The sequence below is a fragment of the Alitabrizicola rongguiensis genome (assembly GCF_021491355.1).
In the GTDB taxonomy this organism is placed as follows: domain Bacteria; phylum Pseudomonadota; class Alphaproteobacteria; order Rhodobacterales; family Rhodobacteraceae; genus Aliitabrizicola; species Aliitabrizicola rongguiensis.
Genome location: NZ_JAKENF010000001.1, coordinates 139512 through 154849, shown reverse-complemented (window position 1 = coordinate 154849; position 15338 = coordinate 139512). Strand labels below are relative to the sequence as shown.

15 protein-coding genes are annotated in these 15338 nt (G+C 65.1%); 9 read left to right on the top strand and 6 right to left on the bottom strand.

All coding sequences use genetic code 11. The features are described 5' to 3' along the window. The first annotated feature begins 152 nt into the window (after positions 1 to 152). Positions 153 to 3065 carry an isoleucine--tRNA ligase gene (gene ileS, locus L0V05_RS00745; protein WP_234867427.1) on the top strand — a complete coding sequence of 971 codons (2913 nt, stop codon included), beginning with the start codon at positions 153 to 155 and terminating at the stop codon, positions 3063 to 3065. After that, positions 3065 to 3514 carry a methylated-DNA--[protein]-cysteine S-methyltransferase gene (locus L0V05_RS00740; protein ID WP_234867424.1) on the top strand — a complete coding sequence of 150 codons (450 nt, stop codon included), beginning with the start codon at positions 3065 to 3067 and terminating at the stop codon, positions 3512 to 3514. Before ileS ends, L0V05_RS00740 begins: the two co-directional genes overlap by 1 nt. On the opposite strand, the gene L0V05_RS00735 is transcribed toward L0V05_RS00740, so the two are convergent. The 5 genes from L0V05_RS00735 to fsa form a co-directional block, all read right to left on the bottom strand. Beyond that, entirely contained in the window at positions 3507 to 4580 is a 1074-nt protein-coding gene (locus L0V05_RS00735) for a DUF475 domain-containing protein (protein ID WP_234867422.1), read from the bottom strand. The two genes, L0V05_RS00740 and L0V05_RS00735, sit on opposite strands and share 8 nt — an antisense overlap. A 217-nt stretch (positions 4581 to 4797) precedes the next feature. Continuing rightward, the gene (locus tag L0V05_RS00730) at positions 4798 to 5508 is read right to left on the bottom strand and encodes a CDP-alcohol phosphatidyltransferase family protein (protein ID WP_234867419.1); all 711 of its coding nucleotides are present in this window, start codon (positions 5506 to 5508) and stop codon (positions 4798 to 4800) included. A 39-nt stretch (positions 5509 to 5547) separates the two neighbouring features. Further along, positions 5548 to 6483 carry a tyrosine recombinase XerC gene (locus tag L0V05_RS00725; RefSeq protein WP_234867417.1) on the bottom strand — a complete coding sequence of 312 codons (936 nt, stop codon included), beginning with the start codon at positions 6481 to 6483 and terminating at the stop codon, positions 5548 to 5550. Next, positions 6480 to 7172: a DUF484 family protein gene (locus L0V05_RS00720; RefSeq protein ID WP_234867415.1), complete on the bottom strand. Its 693-nt coding sequence runs from the start codon at positions 7170 to 7172 to the stop codon at positions 6480 to 6482. The genes L0V05_RS00725 and L0V05_RS00720 overlap by 4 nt, the downstream gene beginning before the upstream one ends. 69 nt (positions 7173 to 7241) lie before the next feature. Further along, positions 7242 to 7895, bottom strand: a complete 654-nt coding sequence (gene fsa, locus L0V05_RS00715; RefSeq protein WP_234867412.1) for a fructose-6-phosphate aldolase — start codon at positions 7893 to 7895, stop codon at positions 7242 to 7244. A gap of 107 nt (positions 7896 to 8002) precedes the next feature. Here fsa and L0V05_RS00710 point away from each other — a divergent pair, with 107 nt between their 5' ends. The 5 genes from L0V05_RS00710 (at position 8003) to L0V05_RS00690 (ending at position 13500) form a co-directional block, all read left to right on the top strand. Next, positions 8003 to 10204 (top strand): primosomal protein N', encoded by a 2202-nt coding sequence (locus L0V05_RS00710; protein WP_234867410.1) that lies wholly within the window; start codon positions 8003 to 8005, stop codon positions 10202 to 10204. Between the two features lie 133 nt (positions 10205 to 10337). Next, complete coding sequence (locus L0V05_RS00705; RefSeq protein WP_234867407.1) at positions 10338 to 10868, top strand: YybH family protein; 531 nt, start codon at positions 10338 to 10340, stop codon at positions 10866 to 10868. Positions 10869 to 10874: 6 nt separating this feature from the next. Then, a complete protein-coding gene (locus L0V05_RS00700) occupies positions 10875 to 12041 on the top strand; it encodes an NAD(P)/FAD-dependent oxidoreductase (RefSeq protein WP_234867405.1) in 1167 nt (388 codons plus the stop codon). Positions 12042 to 12092: 51 nt separating this feature from the next. Beyond that, complete coding sequence (locus L0V05_RS00695) at positions 12093 to 12965, top strand: 50S ribosomal protein L11 methyltransferase (RefSeq protein WP_234867403.1); 873 nt, start codon at positions 12093 to 12095, stop codon at positions 12963 to 12965. 193 nt (positions 12966 to 13158) lie between these two features. Continuing rightward, complete coding sequence (locus L0V05_RS00690) at positions 13159 to 13500, top strand: hypothetical protein (protein WP_234867401.1); 342 nt, start codon at positions 13159 to 13161, stop codon at positions 13498 to 13500. 99 nt (positions 13501 to 13599) lie between these two features. Here L0V05_RS00690 and L0V05_RS00685 read toward each other — a convergent pair whose 3' ends face one another. Beyond that, a complete protein-coding gene (locus L0V05_RS00685; protein ID WP_234867399.1) occupies positions 13600 to 13803 on the bottom strand; it encodes a DUF1127 domain-containing protein in 204 nt (67 codons plus the stop codon). A gap of 312 nt (positions 13804 to 14115) precedes the next feature. Between L0V05_RS00685 and ruvC the strand changes: the two genes are divergently transcribed. Both ruvC and ruvA read left to right on the top strand, forming a co-directional pair. Continuing rightward, positions 14116 to 14634: a crossover junction endodeoxyribonuclease RuvC gene (gene ruvC / locus L0V05_RS00680; protein WP_234867396.1), complete on the top strand. Its 519-nt coding sequence runs from the start codon at positions 14116 to 14118 to the stop codon at positions 14632 to 14634. Next, on the top strand, positions 14631 to 15305 hold the full coding sequence (gene ruvA / locus L0V05_RS00675; RefSeq protein WP_234867394.1) for a Holliday junction branch migration protein RuvA: 675 nt from the start codon (positions 14631 to 14633) through the stop codon (positions 15303 to 15305). The genes ruvC and ruvA overlap by 4 nt, the downstream gene beginning before the upstream one ends. Positions 15306 to 15338: the final 33 nt, after the last annotated feature.

Below are 15338 nucleotides of genomic sequence, written 5' to 3'. Positions count from 1 at the left end.
CGCGTCTATAAGGCCGCCATGACTGATCGGCTGGCGATGATCCTGCGAATTATCGGCCCGGCGACCTGACCTCAGGCGCCGGGACAAGGTGCCTGCCGCGCCGCACCGCCCTTCATTCCACCGTTCGCCGATTCTCCGAAGGACCGCATCCGATGTGCGCCGAAACGACCGATACCGCCGCCGACTACCGCGACACCGTCTTTTTGCCCGAAACCGAGTTTCCCATGCGCGCGGGCCTGCCGCAGCGCGAGCCGGAATGGCTCGCCCGGTGGGAACGCCTGCGCGTTTATGACCGCCTTCGCGAAAAGGCAAAGGCGGGCAACCGCACTCCCTTCACCCTGCATGACGGCCCTCCCTATGCCAACGGGCATCTCCATATCGGCCACGCGCTGAACAAGATCCTCAAGGACATGGTGGTGCGCAGCCAGCAGATGATGGGTCGCGACGCCCGCTATGTGCCGGGTTGGGATTGCCACGGCCTGCCGATCGAATGGAAGATCGAGGAGCAGTACCGCGCCAAGGGCCTGAACAAGGACGACGTCGATATCGTCGCCTTCCGCCAGGAATGCAGGAAGTTCGCCGAAGGCTGGATCGACATCCAGCGCGAGGAGTTCAAGCGGCTGGGAGTGACCGGCAACTGGGACCATCCCTATCTGACGATGGACTACCATGCCGAGGCGGTGATCGCCGACGAGTTCATGAAGTTCCTGATGAACGGCTCGCTCTATCAGGGCTCGAAGCCGGTCATGTGGTCGCCGGTCGAGAAGACCGCGCTGGCCGAGGCCGAGGTCGAGTATCACGACCACACCAGCCACATGATCTGGGTGCGGTTTGCGCCGGTTGGGGCGTCTGATGATCTCGGCTCTGCCTCGGTCGTGATCTGGACGACGACCCCATGGACCATCCCGCAGAACCGGGCTGTCGCCTTCAACCCCGAGATCAGCTACGGCCTCTACCGGGTCAACGGCCTGGGCGAGAACAGCACGGCCAAGGTTGGCGAGACGGTGCTGCTGGCCGACAAGCTGGCGGCCGAGGTCATGAAGGCCGCCCGTGTGGACGGCTTTGAGCGGCTGCGCGGCGTTTCGGCCGAGGAACTGGCGGGGCTGACGCTGGCCCATCCGTTCCGGGGCCGTACCGAGAACCGGGAATGGGACTTCAACGTTCCGGTGCTGCCGGGCGACCATGTGACCGACGACGCCGGAACCGGCTTTGTCCATACCGCCCCCAGCCATGGCGACGACGACTACCAGTTGGGCCTGAAGTTCGGCCTGCCGATGACCTACAACGTCGAACCCGACGGCACCTATCGCACCGACCTGCCGATCTTCGGCGGACAGGCGATCATCCTGCCCGATGGCAAGGAAGGCCCGGCCAATGTCAGCGTCATCAAGGAACTGGCCTATGCCGGGGCCTTGTTCGCCAAGGGCAAGCTCAAGCACAGCTATCCGCATAGCTGGCGGTCGAAGGCGCCGCTGATCTATCGCAACACGCCGCAGTGGTTCGTCGCGATCGACAAGGACCTCGACGACGGCATGACGACCTATGGCCGCACGATCCGCTCGCGGGCGCTGACCTCGATCAACCAGTTGGTCGAATGGACCCCGGCCTCGGGCCGGAACCGGCTGAACTCGATGATGGAGGCGCGGCCGGACTGGGTGCTGTCGCGCCAGCGCGCCTGGGGCGTGCCGCTGACCTGTTTCGTCAAGAAGGGCGCCAAGCCGACCGATCCGGACTTCCTGCTGAAGGATGCCCGCGTCAACGCCCGCATCGTCGAGGCCTTCGAGAAGGACGGCGCGGATGTCTGGTATGTGGAAGGATTCAAGGAGCGCATCCTTGATGCCCTGCACGACCCGTCGCTTTTTGAACAGGTGAAGGACGTGCTGGACGTCTGGTTCGATAGCGGTTCGACCCATGCCTTCGTGCTGCGCGACAGGCCGGACGGGTCGGAGGACGGGATTGCCGACCTCTACCTGGAAGGCACCGACCAGCATCGCGGCTGGTTCCATTCCTCGATGCTGCAGGCCTGCGGCACCAAGGGCCGCGCGCCCTACCGGGGCGTGCTGACCCACGGCTTCACGCTGGACGAGAAGGGCATGAAGATGTCCAAGTCGCTCGGCAATACCGTGGCGCCGGAGGCGGTCGTCAAGGAATACGGCGCCGACATCCTGCGGCTCTGGGTCGCGCAGTCGGACTACACCATCGACCTGCGGATCGGTCCGGAAATCCTGAAAGGCGCCGCCGACAGCTACCGCCGCCTGCGCAACACACTCCGCTTCATCCTGGGGAACCTTGCAGGCTTCACCGAGGCCGAGCGCGTGGAGCCGGCTGAGATGCCGGAGCTGGAGCGCTGGATCCTGCACCGCCTGTCCGAACTCGATGCCGAGGTGCGGGCTGGCTATGCGGCCTATGACTTCCAGGGCGTGTTCCAGAAGCTGTTCCAGTTCTGCACGGTCGATCTGTCGGCGGTCTATTTCGACATCCGGAAGGACTCGCTTTACTGCGATGCGCCGGGCAGCCTGACGCGGCGGTCGGCGCGGACGGTGCTGGACCTTTTGTTCCACCGCCTCTCGACCTGGCTTGCGCCGATCCTCGTCTTCACGATGGAGGATGTCTGGCTTTCGCGCTTCCCGGGTGAGGACAGCTCGGTCCATCTGCAGGACATCCCGGAAACGCCTGCGAACTGGCGGAACCCGGCGCTGGCCGAGAAATGGTCGACGATCCGTCAGGTCCGCCGCGCGGTGACGGCGGCGCTCGAGGTCCAGCGGACAGCCAAGGTGATCGGCGCGAGCCTTGAAGCGGCGCCGGTGGTGCATGTCGAGGACAAGGACGTGCTGGCGGTTCTGAAGGGCGTGCCCTTCGCGGACCTCTGCATCACCTCGGGCATCGTGGTGACCGGCGATCCCGCCCCGCAGGAAGCGTTCCGGCTGCCGGACGTGCCGGGTGTGGGCGTGGTCTTTGAACTGGCGCCGGGCGAAAAGTGCCAGCGTTGCTGGAAGATCCTTCCGGATGTGAACACCCACAAGCACCCGCATACCTGCAAGCGCTGCAACGACGCGCTCGGGTGATGCGGCGGGCGGTCTATCACGGGCCGCTCGGGCCCCTGACGCTGACCGAAGAGGATGGGCAGATCACCTCGCTTGGCTGGACTGACCAGCCCGGCGAGGGGTCGCCGCTGCTGGACGAGGCGGTCAGGCAGCTTGCCGCCTATTTCGACCGCCGCCTGACCGCGTTCGACCTGCCGCTGGCCTTGGGCGAGGGGCTGAAGGCCGATATCCGCCGGGCGATGGTGGCGATACCCTATGGCCACACCCGCACCTATGGCGAGATCGCCAGAGATCTGGGTGTGCCGGCGCAGGTGGTGGGGCAGGGGTGCGGGGCAAACACGATCCCCGTCATCATTCCGTGCCACCGAGTCCTGGGGGCCACGTCCCTTGGCGGGTTCTCCGCCAAGGGTGGAGTCGAGACCAAGGTCGCGCTCCTCAAGCTCGAGGGCGCGGCCTCGCTGCTTATCTGACCGCGTTCGTCTCCGCCGCGACCGTCCGGCGGTTCCACCGGATCGAGGACCAGAGCGAAATGCCGATCAGGCCCGCGCCACCCAGACCGGTGACGACCTCGGGGATGTGGAACAGCGACTGGGCGAACATGATGACCGACAGGATCAGGATCGCGTAGAAGGCCCCGTGCTCGAGGAAGCGGTACTGGGTCAGCGTGCCCTTCTCGACCAGCATGATCGTCATCGAACGCACATACATCGCGCCGATGCCAAGGCCGATGGCGATGATGAACAGGTTGTGCGTCAGCGCGAAGGCCCCGATCACCCCGTCGAACGAGAAGGAGGCATCCAAAACCTCCAGATAGAGGAAGGCGCCAAGACCGCCCTTCGCTGCCGTCGACATTGCCTCTTGCGAGGCGTCGAGCAGGCCGCCCAGAACCTCGACCAGCAGGAAGGTCAGCAGCCCCCAGATCGCGGCGACGAGGAAGACCTCGGCTTCTGACTCGGTCTTCTGGAAGCTCGAGAAGATCAGGATCAGCCCCAGAACGACGGCGATCTCGATCCCGCGGATCGTCGCGTAGCGCGCCATCCGCCGCTCGAGCCAGCTGACCCAATGGATATCCTTCTCATGGTCGAAGAAGTAGCTCAGCGCCACCATCATCAGGAAGGTGCCACCGAAGGCCGCGATCGGCAGGTGGGCGTCGTACATGATCTCGGAATAGCGCTCGGGCTGGAAGGCCGCGAGCTTTAGCGCGGCGATCGGGCCGATGTTGGCCGCGACCACGACGATCAGCAACGGGAAGACGATCCGCATCCCGAAGACCGCGATGATGATGCCCCAGGTCAGGAAGCGGTGCTGCCACTCTGGCGTCATTTCCTTCAGCTTGTTGGCGTTGACGATCGCGTTGTCGAAGGACAGCGAGATCTCCAGAACTGCGAGCACCAGGCAGATGAAGAATATGGTCAGCGTGCCGCCGACGGTGCCCGTCGATTGCCATCCCAGAACGACGCCCAGGATCAGGCCGATCGCGGTGACGATGAAGGCCCACCGGAAATAGCTGAGTGTTGATTGGGTTCCGGCCTGCATCACGCGCCCCTCTTGGCTGTGCAGATACGGTTTGCCCACGGAAGGCCGCGATGGCCGGAAATGTAGGTCATGATCCTGCTTTTCACGGCTGATTGCGGTCAGGGTGCCGACATCACGAAAGCGCCGCAAGACTTTCGCCAGAGGGGCCCGGTCACCCGAATTCACGTCCTCGTGAGGACGTCGTCTGTAACTAGTGCGCGCAGTGGCGCGAAACAAGTCACCGAATGCGCCTTGCGAGAGGATGTGGCGGGACGATCTGCTGCACGATGCCGGCAGTCGCCAGATAGACCGAACTGATGATAAGGCCCCAGAGCGCCCAGCTTTTCGGGTCGAAATCCACCCAGGCGGCCCAACCAGCGAAAAACACCCAGCCCACGGTCATCGGCAGCGACAGCGCGCGCCAGCGGTCTGTGCGCACAGGATGGATGAACTTGAGGTTGGTGAACATCGCGACGGCCAAGGCGATAACGATGAAGAGGATCACCATCTCGGGCGGTTTGATCGCGAACATGACGAGGACGACCATGTTCCAGCACGCCGGGAATCCGGCAAATGAGTTGTCCTTCGTCTTCATCCGGGTGTCCGCGAAGTAGACGACGCTGCCATAGACGATCGCGATGATGACACACCAACCAGGCCAGCCTGTCAGAAGGCCGGACTTGAATAGGGCAAAAGCGGGAATGAAGACATAGGTCAGGTAGTCGACGATCAGGTCCATCAGGACCCCGTCATAAGTCGGCCAGTTGGTCTTCACGTGATAGCGGCGAGCCAGCGGGCCATCTACGCCATCGACGATCAGCGCCACCACCAGCCAGAGGAACATGAGGCTCCACTTCTCCTCGACTGCCGCCAGCATGGCCAGCATCGACAGGACCGAGCCGGTGGCGGTCAGCAGGTGAACGAGAAGGGCTTTGAGGCGTGGTGTCATCACAGTCTTATTACCGGATCGGGCGCCTCTGGCAAAGGCTCAGGCGCGGGGATGCGCCTTTTCATAGACTTCCATCAGCCGTGCCGCATCGACGGCGGTATAGGCCTGAGTGGTCGAAAGCGAGGCATGGCCCAGAAGTTCCTGGATCGCACGAAGGTCACCCCCGGCCGACAGCAGATGCGTGGCGAAGGAATGGCGCATGGCATGGGGGGTTGCGGTGGCCGGCAGGCCAAGCCGGGCGCGAGCCTGTTCCATCGCTTTTGCGATCAGCCGAGGGTTCAGCGGGCCGCCCCGCGCGCCGACAAAGAGCGGTCCGTCGCGGGTGATCTTGAAGGGGACGAGGGCCACGTAGCGGTCCACTGCAGCGCGGGCAGCCGGGATCACCGGAACGAGCCTGGTCTTGTCGCCCTTGCCGGTGATGCGGAGCACCTCCGGCAGGGGATGCGCGGCGCCGGTCAGGCCAAGTGCCTCGGAGATCCGCAGGCCGCAGCCGTAGAGCAGCGTCACCACCGCCGCGTCGCGGGCCGCGATCCAGTCCTCGCGCGCCTGGGCGTCGACCGTCTCGATCATCTCGCGCGCGGCATCCTCGCTCAGGGGGCGGGGGAGCTTGCGCTTGTATTTTGGCCCGCGCGCCGACAGCACGACGGTCGCATCCACGCCTTCACGCTCGGCCAGCCAGCCGGTGAAGCCCTTGACCGCCGACAGGGCGCGGGCCAGCGAGCGAGGACCGAGGCCACGACCGCGTTCATGCGCCATCCACGCGCGCAGGTCTGTCTGGCGGACGGAGATCGTCGCGCGCAGCCCCTCGGCCCCGCCGCGATGCCGGCCAAGAAAGTCGAGCCAGCGGGTCACGTCTGCGGCATAGGCGTTGACGGTGTTGGCCGCAGCGCCATCCAGGGCCTTCAGATGCGACAGCCATTGCGCCAGTGCATCCCGCTGTGCGGGCGAGATCGCAGTCAGTCCGCCCTCGCTCACGACAGCCAGCGGCGCATCGTGCGCTCGAATACCCCGGCGAAGAAGGCCAGCAGGTCGGTGCCCTGCGCCGGCTTGAAATGATGCGGGTCCTCGGAGCCGAGAACGAGCAATCCCGGCAGCCGTCCCTTGCCGAAATCGAGGCGCAGCAATGCCTCGGACCGAATCCAGCCCGCCTTTTCGCCATAGATGACCGTGGAGTCCGGCATGGTCTGGCGCAGCGTGACCGTCCGCAGGGGAACATTCCGCCCGCCTGCAAGATAGTCGGCGATGAAACCCGGTTCGGCCACGCAGAGCACATCACCTAGACGACGCAGTGCCGGGTCATCGGCATTCTGCACCGATTCCAGCACCAGCCGTATGCAATCGACCCTGAGTGTCTGCGCGACCTCGCCCCCCAGCCCTTTGAGGAAATCCTCGAAGGAAAGAGGGTCGAGCATCTGCAGGATGGCGCGATGCACCTGGTTGGTGCCTGCCAGGTTCTCATAGGCTGCAGCGATGACGGAGCGGTGCGTATCTTCCAGCCGGTCAAGCCGTTGACCAAGCCGCTCCATGGCGATGCCGCGCAAGTCGACGATGTTCGATCCCATGGCGCGTTCGTTGGCGGCGATAAGCGCCGCCATGACATCGCGATCCTCTAGGATCTTCTCGGGTTCCGCCAGAATGACGTCCCGCAGGTCCTGATCAATCATGCCGTCACTGCCCCGGTGCCGGAGTTGCCTTCATCGGGACGGTTATACACACGGAAGGACTAACGGGAATCAGAGAATTTTCTGACCCGTCTTCGCCCAGTCCTTCATGAACTGGTCGATGCCCTTGTCGGTCAGGACGTGGCTTGCCATCGACTTGATGACGGCCGGGGGCGCGGTGATGACATCGGCCCCGATCTTAGCGCAGTCGGCGATGTGGTTCACCGTGCGGATCGAGGCGGCGAGGATCTGCGTGTCGAAGTCGTAATTGTCGTAGATCGTGCGGATGTCGGCGATCAGGTCCAGCCCATCGAGGTTGATGTCGTCGAGCCGCCCGACGAAGGGGCTGATGAAGGTCGCGCCCGCCTTGGCGGCCAGCAGGGCCTGGTTGGCACTGAAGCAGAGCGTCACGTTGACCATGAAGCCTTCGCCCGAAAGCACCTTGCAGGCCTTCAGCCCGTCCCAGGTCAGCGGCACCTTAACGGCGATGTTCGGGGCAATCGCGGCGAGCTTGCGGCCTTCGGCGATCATCTCGTCGGCTTGCAGCGCAACGACTTCGGCCGAAACGGGGCCCGCGACCAGATCGCAGATCTCCTTGGTCACCTCGAGGATATTGCGGCCCGATTTCAGGATCAGCGACGGGTTGGTCGTGACCCCGTCCACCATGCCCAGGTCGTTCAGTTCGGCAATCGCCGCGACATCGGCGGTATCGACAAAGAATTTCATGGTGGTGGTCCTTACTTTCTGCGGGCGCTTCGTCCGGGGTTGCGGGGGGTGCGGCCCCGTATTAGCGCAAAGGGGGACTGGGCGAAAGATGGGTGTGAGCGCTAACGGTGTCGGATGAAGTCTTTGCAGCGGGGGCGCGGGTCGGCGTAGTCACGACCGAGCCGGTTGGTGGTTTCGCCGGCCTGCTGGATTACCGTGCGCCCGAAGGCGGCTGCGGGACGGGAGATTTCGTCGAGGTGCCACTTGGGCCGCGCCGTGTGCTGGGCGTGGTCTGGGGGCAGGGCGACGGGCGGTTCGACGAGGCACGTCTGCGGCCGGTCAACCGTGTGCTTGACGCCGAGCCGATGCGCGAGGAGTTGCGGCTGTTCCTGTCTCGCGCCGCCGACTACACGCTGACGCCCTTGCCGCAGATGCTGCGGCTTGCCACCCGTGCACCTGGACTCGGCGACGCGCCGGCGACGCGACGGATCTATCGTCTGGCCGATGCCGAACCGGCGCGGCTTACCGATGCGCGGCTGCGGGTGATCGACGTGCTGCGCGATTTTGGTGGCGCGGCTGTGACGCTTGGCGAACTCACGCAGGCCGCTGCGGTGGGTGGCGGGGTCGTCAAGGGCCTGGTCGCAGCGGGAGTGCTGATCGAGGAGGAGGCCCCGAGGGACCTGCCTTATCCGCGGCTCAACCCCGATTTGCCGGGCGTCGCGCTGGCGGGCGACCAGATCGCGGCCGCCGACGCGCTGATTGCCGCTGTCTCGACTGACGGCTATTCGACGACGCTGCTCAAGGGCGTGACCGGCTCGGGCAAGACCGAGGTCTATCTTGAAGCCGTGGCGGAATGCCTGCGCCTTGGCCGGCAGGCGCTCGTGCTGCTGCCTGAAATCGCGCTGACGGCAGATTTCCTTGCCCGCGTCGAGGGCCGGTTCGGCGCGCGGCCGGCGGAGTGGCATTCGGGCGTGACGGTCACCGAACGCCGGCGTCTGTGGAAGATGGTGGCAGAGGGCGGGGCGCAACTGGTCGTCGGTGCCCGCTCGGCGCTTTTCCTTCCATTCCGGAATTTGGGCCTGATCGTCGTCGATGAGGAACACGACACCTCCTACAAGCAGGAGGAAGGTGTCCTCTACAACGCCCGTGACATGGCGGTCTTGCGCGCGGCGATCCTCGGCTGCCCGGTGGTGCTGGCCTCGGCCACGCCGAGTCTTGAGACCTGGGCCAATGTCGAGGCCGGGAAATATGCGCGTCTGGACCTGACCTCGCGCTTCGGGACCGCTGAACTGCCCGAGATGCGGGCGATCGACATGCGGGCCGAAAAGCTGCCGGGGGATCGCTGGATCTCGGATACTCTGGCCCATGCGGTCGAGGCAAGGATCGGGCAGGGCGAGCAGGCGCTTCTGTTCCTTAACCGGCGCGGCTATGCGCCCGTCACCATCTGCCGGGCCTGCGGGCATCAGGTGGGCTGCGACCATTGCGACGCGCGCATGGTCGAGCACCGCTTCCTCAAACGGCTGGTCTGCCACCAGTGTGGCGCGACGAAGCCTATTCCCGTCGTTTGCCCGTCTTGTGGGGTCGAGGGACGGATGGCTGCCGTGGGGCCTGGGGTGGAGCGGCTGGCGGAAGAGGTGACGGCGCGCTTCCCGCAGGCGCGGATTGCCGTGCTGTCCTCGGACCTGTTCGGCTCGGCCCGGGCGCTCAAGGAACAGATCGTCGCCATCGCCGAAGGCGGCGCCGACATCATCATCGGTACCCAGATCGTGGCCAAGGGGCACAACTTTCCCCTTTTGACATTGGTGGGGGTCATCGACGCCGATTTGGGCCTGCAGGGATCGGACCTGCGCGCGGCCGAGCGGACATTTCAGCTTATGCGACAGGTTGCAGGCCGCGCGGGCCGCGCCGAGCGCAAGGGGCTGGCACTTCTCCAGACCTATCAACCCGAGCATCCGGTGATCCGGGCCATTCTTGGGGGCGATGAAGAGGCCTTCTGGCGGGCGGAAGCTGCCGAGCGCCGGGCGGCCGGCGTCCCGCCCTACGGACGGATGGCGGGGATCATCCTGTCGTCACCAGATGTTGCCCAGGTGTTCGATCTGGGGGGCGAACTAGCCCGGCGTGACGGACCGCTTCGGCGGATCGGCGCGCAGGTCTTCGGCCCTGCGCCCGCGCCCATCGCGCGGGTGCGCGGGCGTCACCGGGTCCGACTTCTGGTGAAGGCGGCAAAGGGCGCCGCCCTTCAGCCAGCGCTTGCCGAATGGGTGGCTCAGGTGAAGCTTCCGGCGAACCTCCGCCTGTCCATCGACATTGATCCGCAAAGCTTTCTCTGATCTACGCTGCCGTGCGTCGCCCCAATTGACGCAGCGCGACCCCCGACCGATAGTCCCGTGACTGTCCCAGACGGGCTCAACCCGAATGTGTTTTCGCCGATCTGACTTTTCACAGTCTTTTCCCTGCCGGTCTGTGCGGGCTTCCCTTGCGCTTGCAGTCCTTCTTGCCTTTGCACCGCCTGCCTTTGGGGATGGCGGCGCTGTTGATGACGCCGACCTGGCAGACAGCCTGACCGCGACCGTCGAGGCGCCACCTCCGTCAACCGACGGGTCTGCTGACGCCGACAAGGACGAGGCGGAAATCCGCGCGCGCCTTCAGGAGTGGTCCGATGCCTTCGCAAAGAAGGATGTGGCGGCGGCCTGCGATCTGTTTTCGGCCGACGTGGTTGCCGAAATCCAAGACGGCCCGACTGCCGATCATGCGGCGGTCTGCTCGAAGATCGGCGAGCTGCTGGGGAAGGATGATGTCGAGCTGACCTACACCCCACAGATCGACGAGGTGTTGCCGATGGGTGATTACGCCCTCATCCGGCTGACCTGGTCATTGCGGATCGATCGAAACGGCGATGTGACCACGAGCAGCGAGAGGGGCTTTGACCTGTTCCGCAAGGAAGCGGACGGGAAGTGGCGGATTGTTCGCTATCTGGCTTACACGATCGAGTAGCTAGGGATGGGTCGGCGGCGAGACTTGATCGTGATCGGCGGGGGCCCCGCAGGTGCAGCCGCCGGAATCACGGCGGCTAGGGCGGGCCTGGACGTTCTTCTGATCGACAAGGCCACGTTCCCGCGGGAAAAACTGTGCGGTGGAGGTTTTACGGGCCGGAGCCGGCGCCACATGGGCGAAATCTTCGGTCGGGATGTAACGCCCGACCTGTTCCTGCCCTGCAACCGCTTCAGACTGACGGCTGGCGCAAGAACTGTCGCGGAACTCGCCGATGCTCCGACCATCTGGCTGACAATGCGGCGCGCGTTCGATGCGATGCTCCTGTCGGCGGCAGAGGACGCGGGCTGTGGAATGGCAACGGGCCAGCGGATCGCGTCTTTCGATCCCAAACTGGGGCAGGTCGTGCTGGCCTCTGGCGAGGAGGTATCCGCACCGGTCATCATCGGGGCCGATGGCGCAACGAGCATGGTGGCGCGCCGCCTCTTCGGGCGCGCCTACGATCCGGCACGGGTCGGTTTCGGGATGGAGGTCGAACTGCCCCGCGACGGCGCCTCGGATGCGGACGCGGTCGAGATTGACCTTTCAGCTGCCGAGTGGGGCTATGGATGGTCCTTTCCCAAGCCCGGCTCGATCACGGTTGGTGTCGGAGGCATCCACCGCCGCAACCCGACAATGCCCGCGACGCTCGACCGGTTCCTCGGCGGCCGCGACCAGGACGCCGCCCGACTGCGGCCGCGCGGGGCGTTCCTGCCTTTCGGCGAAGTGCGGCCGGTCCCGGGGATGGGGACGACGCTGCTTGCCGGCGATGCGGCGGGTCTTGTCGATCCGATCACCGGCGAAGGCATCGCCTGGGCGATGAAAAGCGGCCAGCTTGCGGCGGGTGCTGCTGCTGAAGCTCTGGCCGGGCGCGGTCCCGAGATGGCGTTGCCGCGCTACCGTCGGGCGATTGCTCCGATCTGTGCGGAGCTGCGGCGCGCGCGGGCGCTGCGCTGGTTGTTCTACCAGCCAATGTTGCAACCTGCGTTCCTGCGCCTTCTTGCCGGGGAACCGCGCCTCCAGCGGCGCTACCTTGCGCTGCTGTCGGGCGAGGCAGACTACGCCGATCTCGGCTGGCGTGCGCTGCCGCGTCTGGCCGCGCGAATGGCCGGCCGGTCCTTCCTGACCGGCGCTTGACCCCTGTCGCCCCCCGCGCTATCGCCGCCGGACCCAACCCTGGAGAATGCCATGCCCACCTATACCGCGCTGACCACGCTGACCGGGCAGGAGGCCGCTGAGGCGCTGGCCGAGGCGCTTGAGGATCTTGAGACAGAACCGACAGGCGTCGGCGTCTTCGAGATCGAGGATGATTCCGGGCTTTGGGAAGTCGGGGCCTATTTTCTTGAACCGCCCGACGAGATTGCGCTGGCACTGCTTGCGGCGGCCTGGGGTGCTCAGCCCTTTGCGATCTCGGAACTGCCCGAGATCGACTGGGTGGCCAAGGTCCGGCGCGAACTGTCGCCTGTCGAGGCCGGCCGGTTCTTCGTCTATGGCAGCCACGACGCCGACAAGGTGCCGCCCGGCCGTATTGCCCTGCTGATCGAGGCGACGGTGGCCTTCGGTACGGGCCATCATGGCACAACCTTGGGCTGCCTGCGGGCGCTGGACTGGCTTGTCGACCAAGGAGTCGTGGCGCAAAACGTCGCCGACATCGGTTGCGGGACTGCGGTACTGGCGATGGCGGCGGCGCGGGTCTTTCCGAACCCGGTCATCGCGTCGGACATCGACGAGGTGGCCGTCGAAGTGGCGCGAGCCAATGCCGAAGTCAACGGCCTGGCGGACCGAGTGGAATGTCTCGAGGCAGCGGGTTTCGGCCATCCGCGCCTGCAGGCTGCCGCGCCGTTCGACCTTGTTTTCGCCAATATCCTCAAGGGTCCGCTGATCGAGCTTGCGCCCGACATGGCACGGCACATCTCTCCTGGAGGGCGGGCCATCCTGTCGGGTCTGCTGGTGGTCCAGGCCGAATCGGTGCTGGATGCCTATCGCGCGCAGGGCTTCACACTCGAACGCCGGGAAGACCTTGGCGAATGGTCGGCACTGACATTGGTGCGGAGCGCCTGACAGTCTCGGCTGTCGAAGCGGCTTTGTTTTTCTAACGTTTTGGCTTGCAACCCCTGCGTGTCTCGGTAATACCCGGCGCGCGTCTTGGTTTTGCCTCGCAGGTCTTGGTTTTGCCCGCTTTGCCCCATTCCTGCCACAATTTCGCGGTATCAAGATTTCAGGGCGGGGGCCTGAAAGAATTGGAGTTTCGATCGTGCCCGACCCTAATTTGCGCGACTTTTACAATCGCGTCTCGCGCATTCAGGACGCGCGTAGCCAGGGCTACGGATTTGAGGCGCCTGGTACCTTGGGGTTGTCCTACTACCGCAAGGCCGAACGCAAACGCACCTCGATCTGGGGCCCGCTTTTCTTCGTGATCGTGATGAGCTTGGTGCTGAAGGGCGCCATCCATTATCGGATCGGCGAGGCCACTTACAACGAGCGGGTTGCAGACCTGATGCAGGGCGGATCGATCGACAAGATTGGCGGCTGGCTCATGCAGGCGGATCCGGCGACGCTGTGGATTTCTTCCGCGCTCCACGATCTGGCCCGTTGATCGGGTTCCGGACCCCTTGAAAAGCCAAAGGCCGCGTCCCGTTCGGGGCGCGGCCTTATCTGCGTCCGGTTGACCCGGTATCCCGCCAAGCCATCCGGCTCAGCCGCGGATACGGTCGATGTCGCCGCGGCACAGACCGATATCGTCTAGCTCGCGATCCGACAGATTGCCCAGTGCCTTGCGGGTCACGCGGGCGTCATTCCAGCTTTTCAGCCCAGCCATCGTGCTCGACACGAATTGGAAGGCCTTAAAGGTCGCAGTGGCGCCGAACGGCGCCGGGCGGCTCGTTTCATAGGCGGCCATGATGCTTTTCCTTGCGTTTACATATTGCCTGTTTGCGGGGCATTTCTGCCCTCGCGTTGCCATCTAGACGTGCGGCTCGACAACAACAAGGCGAGGCCAAGCATGGCCACCATGCATTCGGCGCATAGCTACCGTCATGATTTCTTCATTGTTTTTAGGAACGTATCCATTCTCGCTAGGATTAATGTCGGTTTCAGACCTTCGTCTGCCGCAATTCGCATGTGCAGCATCGCAAGCGCAGCGAAACGGTGGCGCTGGCGGGTGTTCCTGCTTCGTGCTATTCCTGCAACAGGGGCAGGAAAAGGGCAGCGAATGCGCGTTCTGGGCATCGATCCGGGGCTTCGAAACCTCGGATGGGGCGTGATTGACGTGGTGGGCACGCGACTCACGCATGTGGCGAACGGTATCTGCCATTCGCAGTCCGGAGAGGGGGATCTGGCCGACCGCCTTCTCAGCCTTCATGGCCAACTGACCGAGGTTCTGCGCACCTACGCGCCCGAAGCGGCTGCGGTTGAGCATACCTTCGTGAACAAGGATGCCGTCGCGACGCTGAAGCTGGGCCAGGCCCGTGGGATCGCGCTGCTGGTGCCGGCGCAGTTCGGACTGACGGTCGGGGAATATGCGCCGAATGCCGTCAAGAAGACGGTCGTCGGCGTCGGCCATGCCGCAAAGGTCCAGGTCGACCACATGGTGCGGCTGCATCTGCCGGGCGTGACGATTGCCGGCCCGGACGCGGCCGACGCGCTGGCCATCGCGATCTGTCATGCGCATCACCTGCAGTCCGCCGGCCGCTTCGAGGCGGCGCTGAAACGGGCGGGAGCGGCACGATGATCGGAAAGATCAGCGGGCGACTGGAGTATCGCGGATCCGACCACGTGCTGATCGACGTGCGCGGGGTCGGCTATATCGTCTATGTCTCGGACCGTACGCTTGCTGCGATGCCCGGTCCGGGCGAAGCGGTTGCGCTCTACACCGAACTGATCGTGCGCGAGGATCTGCTTCAGCTGATCGGCTTCCCCTCGCTGGTCGAGAAGGAATGGCACCGGCTGCTGACCACCGTTCAGGGGATCGGCGCCAAGGCCGGGCTCGCAATCCTCGGTGCGCTCGGAGCAGAGGGCGTCTCGCGCGCCATCACGCTTGGCGATGCCCGCGCCATCCAGTCGGCGCCGGGCATCGGTCCGAAACTGGCGCAGCGGGTGGTGCTGGAGCTCAAGTCCAAGGCGCCCGCCGTCATGGCCTCGGGCGTGGCGCTGTCGGCGGAACCGCTCGTCGAGGTGCTCGAACCCGTCGCCACTTCGCAACCCGCCCCTGCACGGACAAAGGCCGCGTCTGCCGGGAAGTCGCGCGCCGCCTTCACCGCCGATGCGCTGTCGGCGCTGACCAACCTCGGATATGCGCCAGGTGATGCGGCTCAGGCGGTGGCGACGGCAAGCGCCGAGGCGCCCGACGCCGACACGGCACAACTGATCCGCCTGTCGCTGAAGCTGCTCGCCCCGCGGTGAGCGGCACCCGGCCGCCGATCTTGCCACGCGATC

Bases quoted from the DNA above. Each gene is read 5' to 3' on its own strand.
- ruvA (WP_234867394.1), top strand. From the start codon at position 14,631: ATGATCGGAAAGATCAGCGGGCGACTGGAGTATCGCGGATCCGACCAC.
- ruvC (WP_234867396.1), top strand. From the start codon at position 14,116: ATGCGCGTTCTGGGCATCGATCCGGGGCTTCGAAACCTCGGATGGGGC.
- L0V05_RS00685 (WP_234867399.1), bottom strand. From the start codon at position 13,803: ATGGCCGCCTATGAAACGAGCCGCCCGGCGCCGTTCGGCGCCACTGCG.
- L0V05_RS00700 (WP_234867405.1), top strand. From the start codon at position 10,875: ATGGGTCGGCGGCGAGACTTGATCGTGATCGGCGGGGGCCCCGCAGGT.
- L0V05_RS00720 (WP_234867415.1), bottom strand. From the start codon at position 7,172: ATGATTGATCAGGACCTGCGGGACGTCATTCTGGCGGAACCCGAGAAG.
- fsa (WP_234867412.1), bottom strand. From the start codon at position 7,895: ATGAAATTCTTTGTCGATACCGCCGATGTCGCGGCGATTGCCGAACTG.
- L0V05_RS00695 (WP_234867403.1), top strand. From the start codon at position 12,093: ATGCCCACCTATACCGCGCTGACCACGCTGACCGGGCAGGAGGCCGCT.
- L0V05_RS00735 (WP_234867422.1), bottom strand. From the start codon at position 4,580: ATGCAGGCCGGAACCCAATCAACACTCAGCTATTTCCGGTGGGCCTTC.
- ileS (WP_234867427.1), top strand. From the start codon at position 153: ATGTGCGCCGAAACGACCGATACCGCCGCCGACTACCGCGACACCGTC.
- L0V05_RS00740 (WP_234867424.1), top strand. From the start codon at position 3,065: ATGCGGCGGGCGGTCTATCACGGGCCGCTCGGGCCCCTGACGCTGACC.
- L0V05_RS00730 (WP_234867419.1), bottom strand. From the start codon at position 5,508: ATGACACCACGCCTCAAAGCCCTTCTCGTTCACCTGCTGACCGCCACC.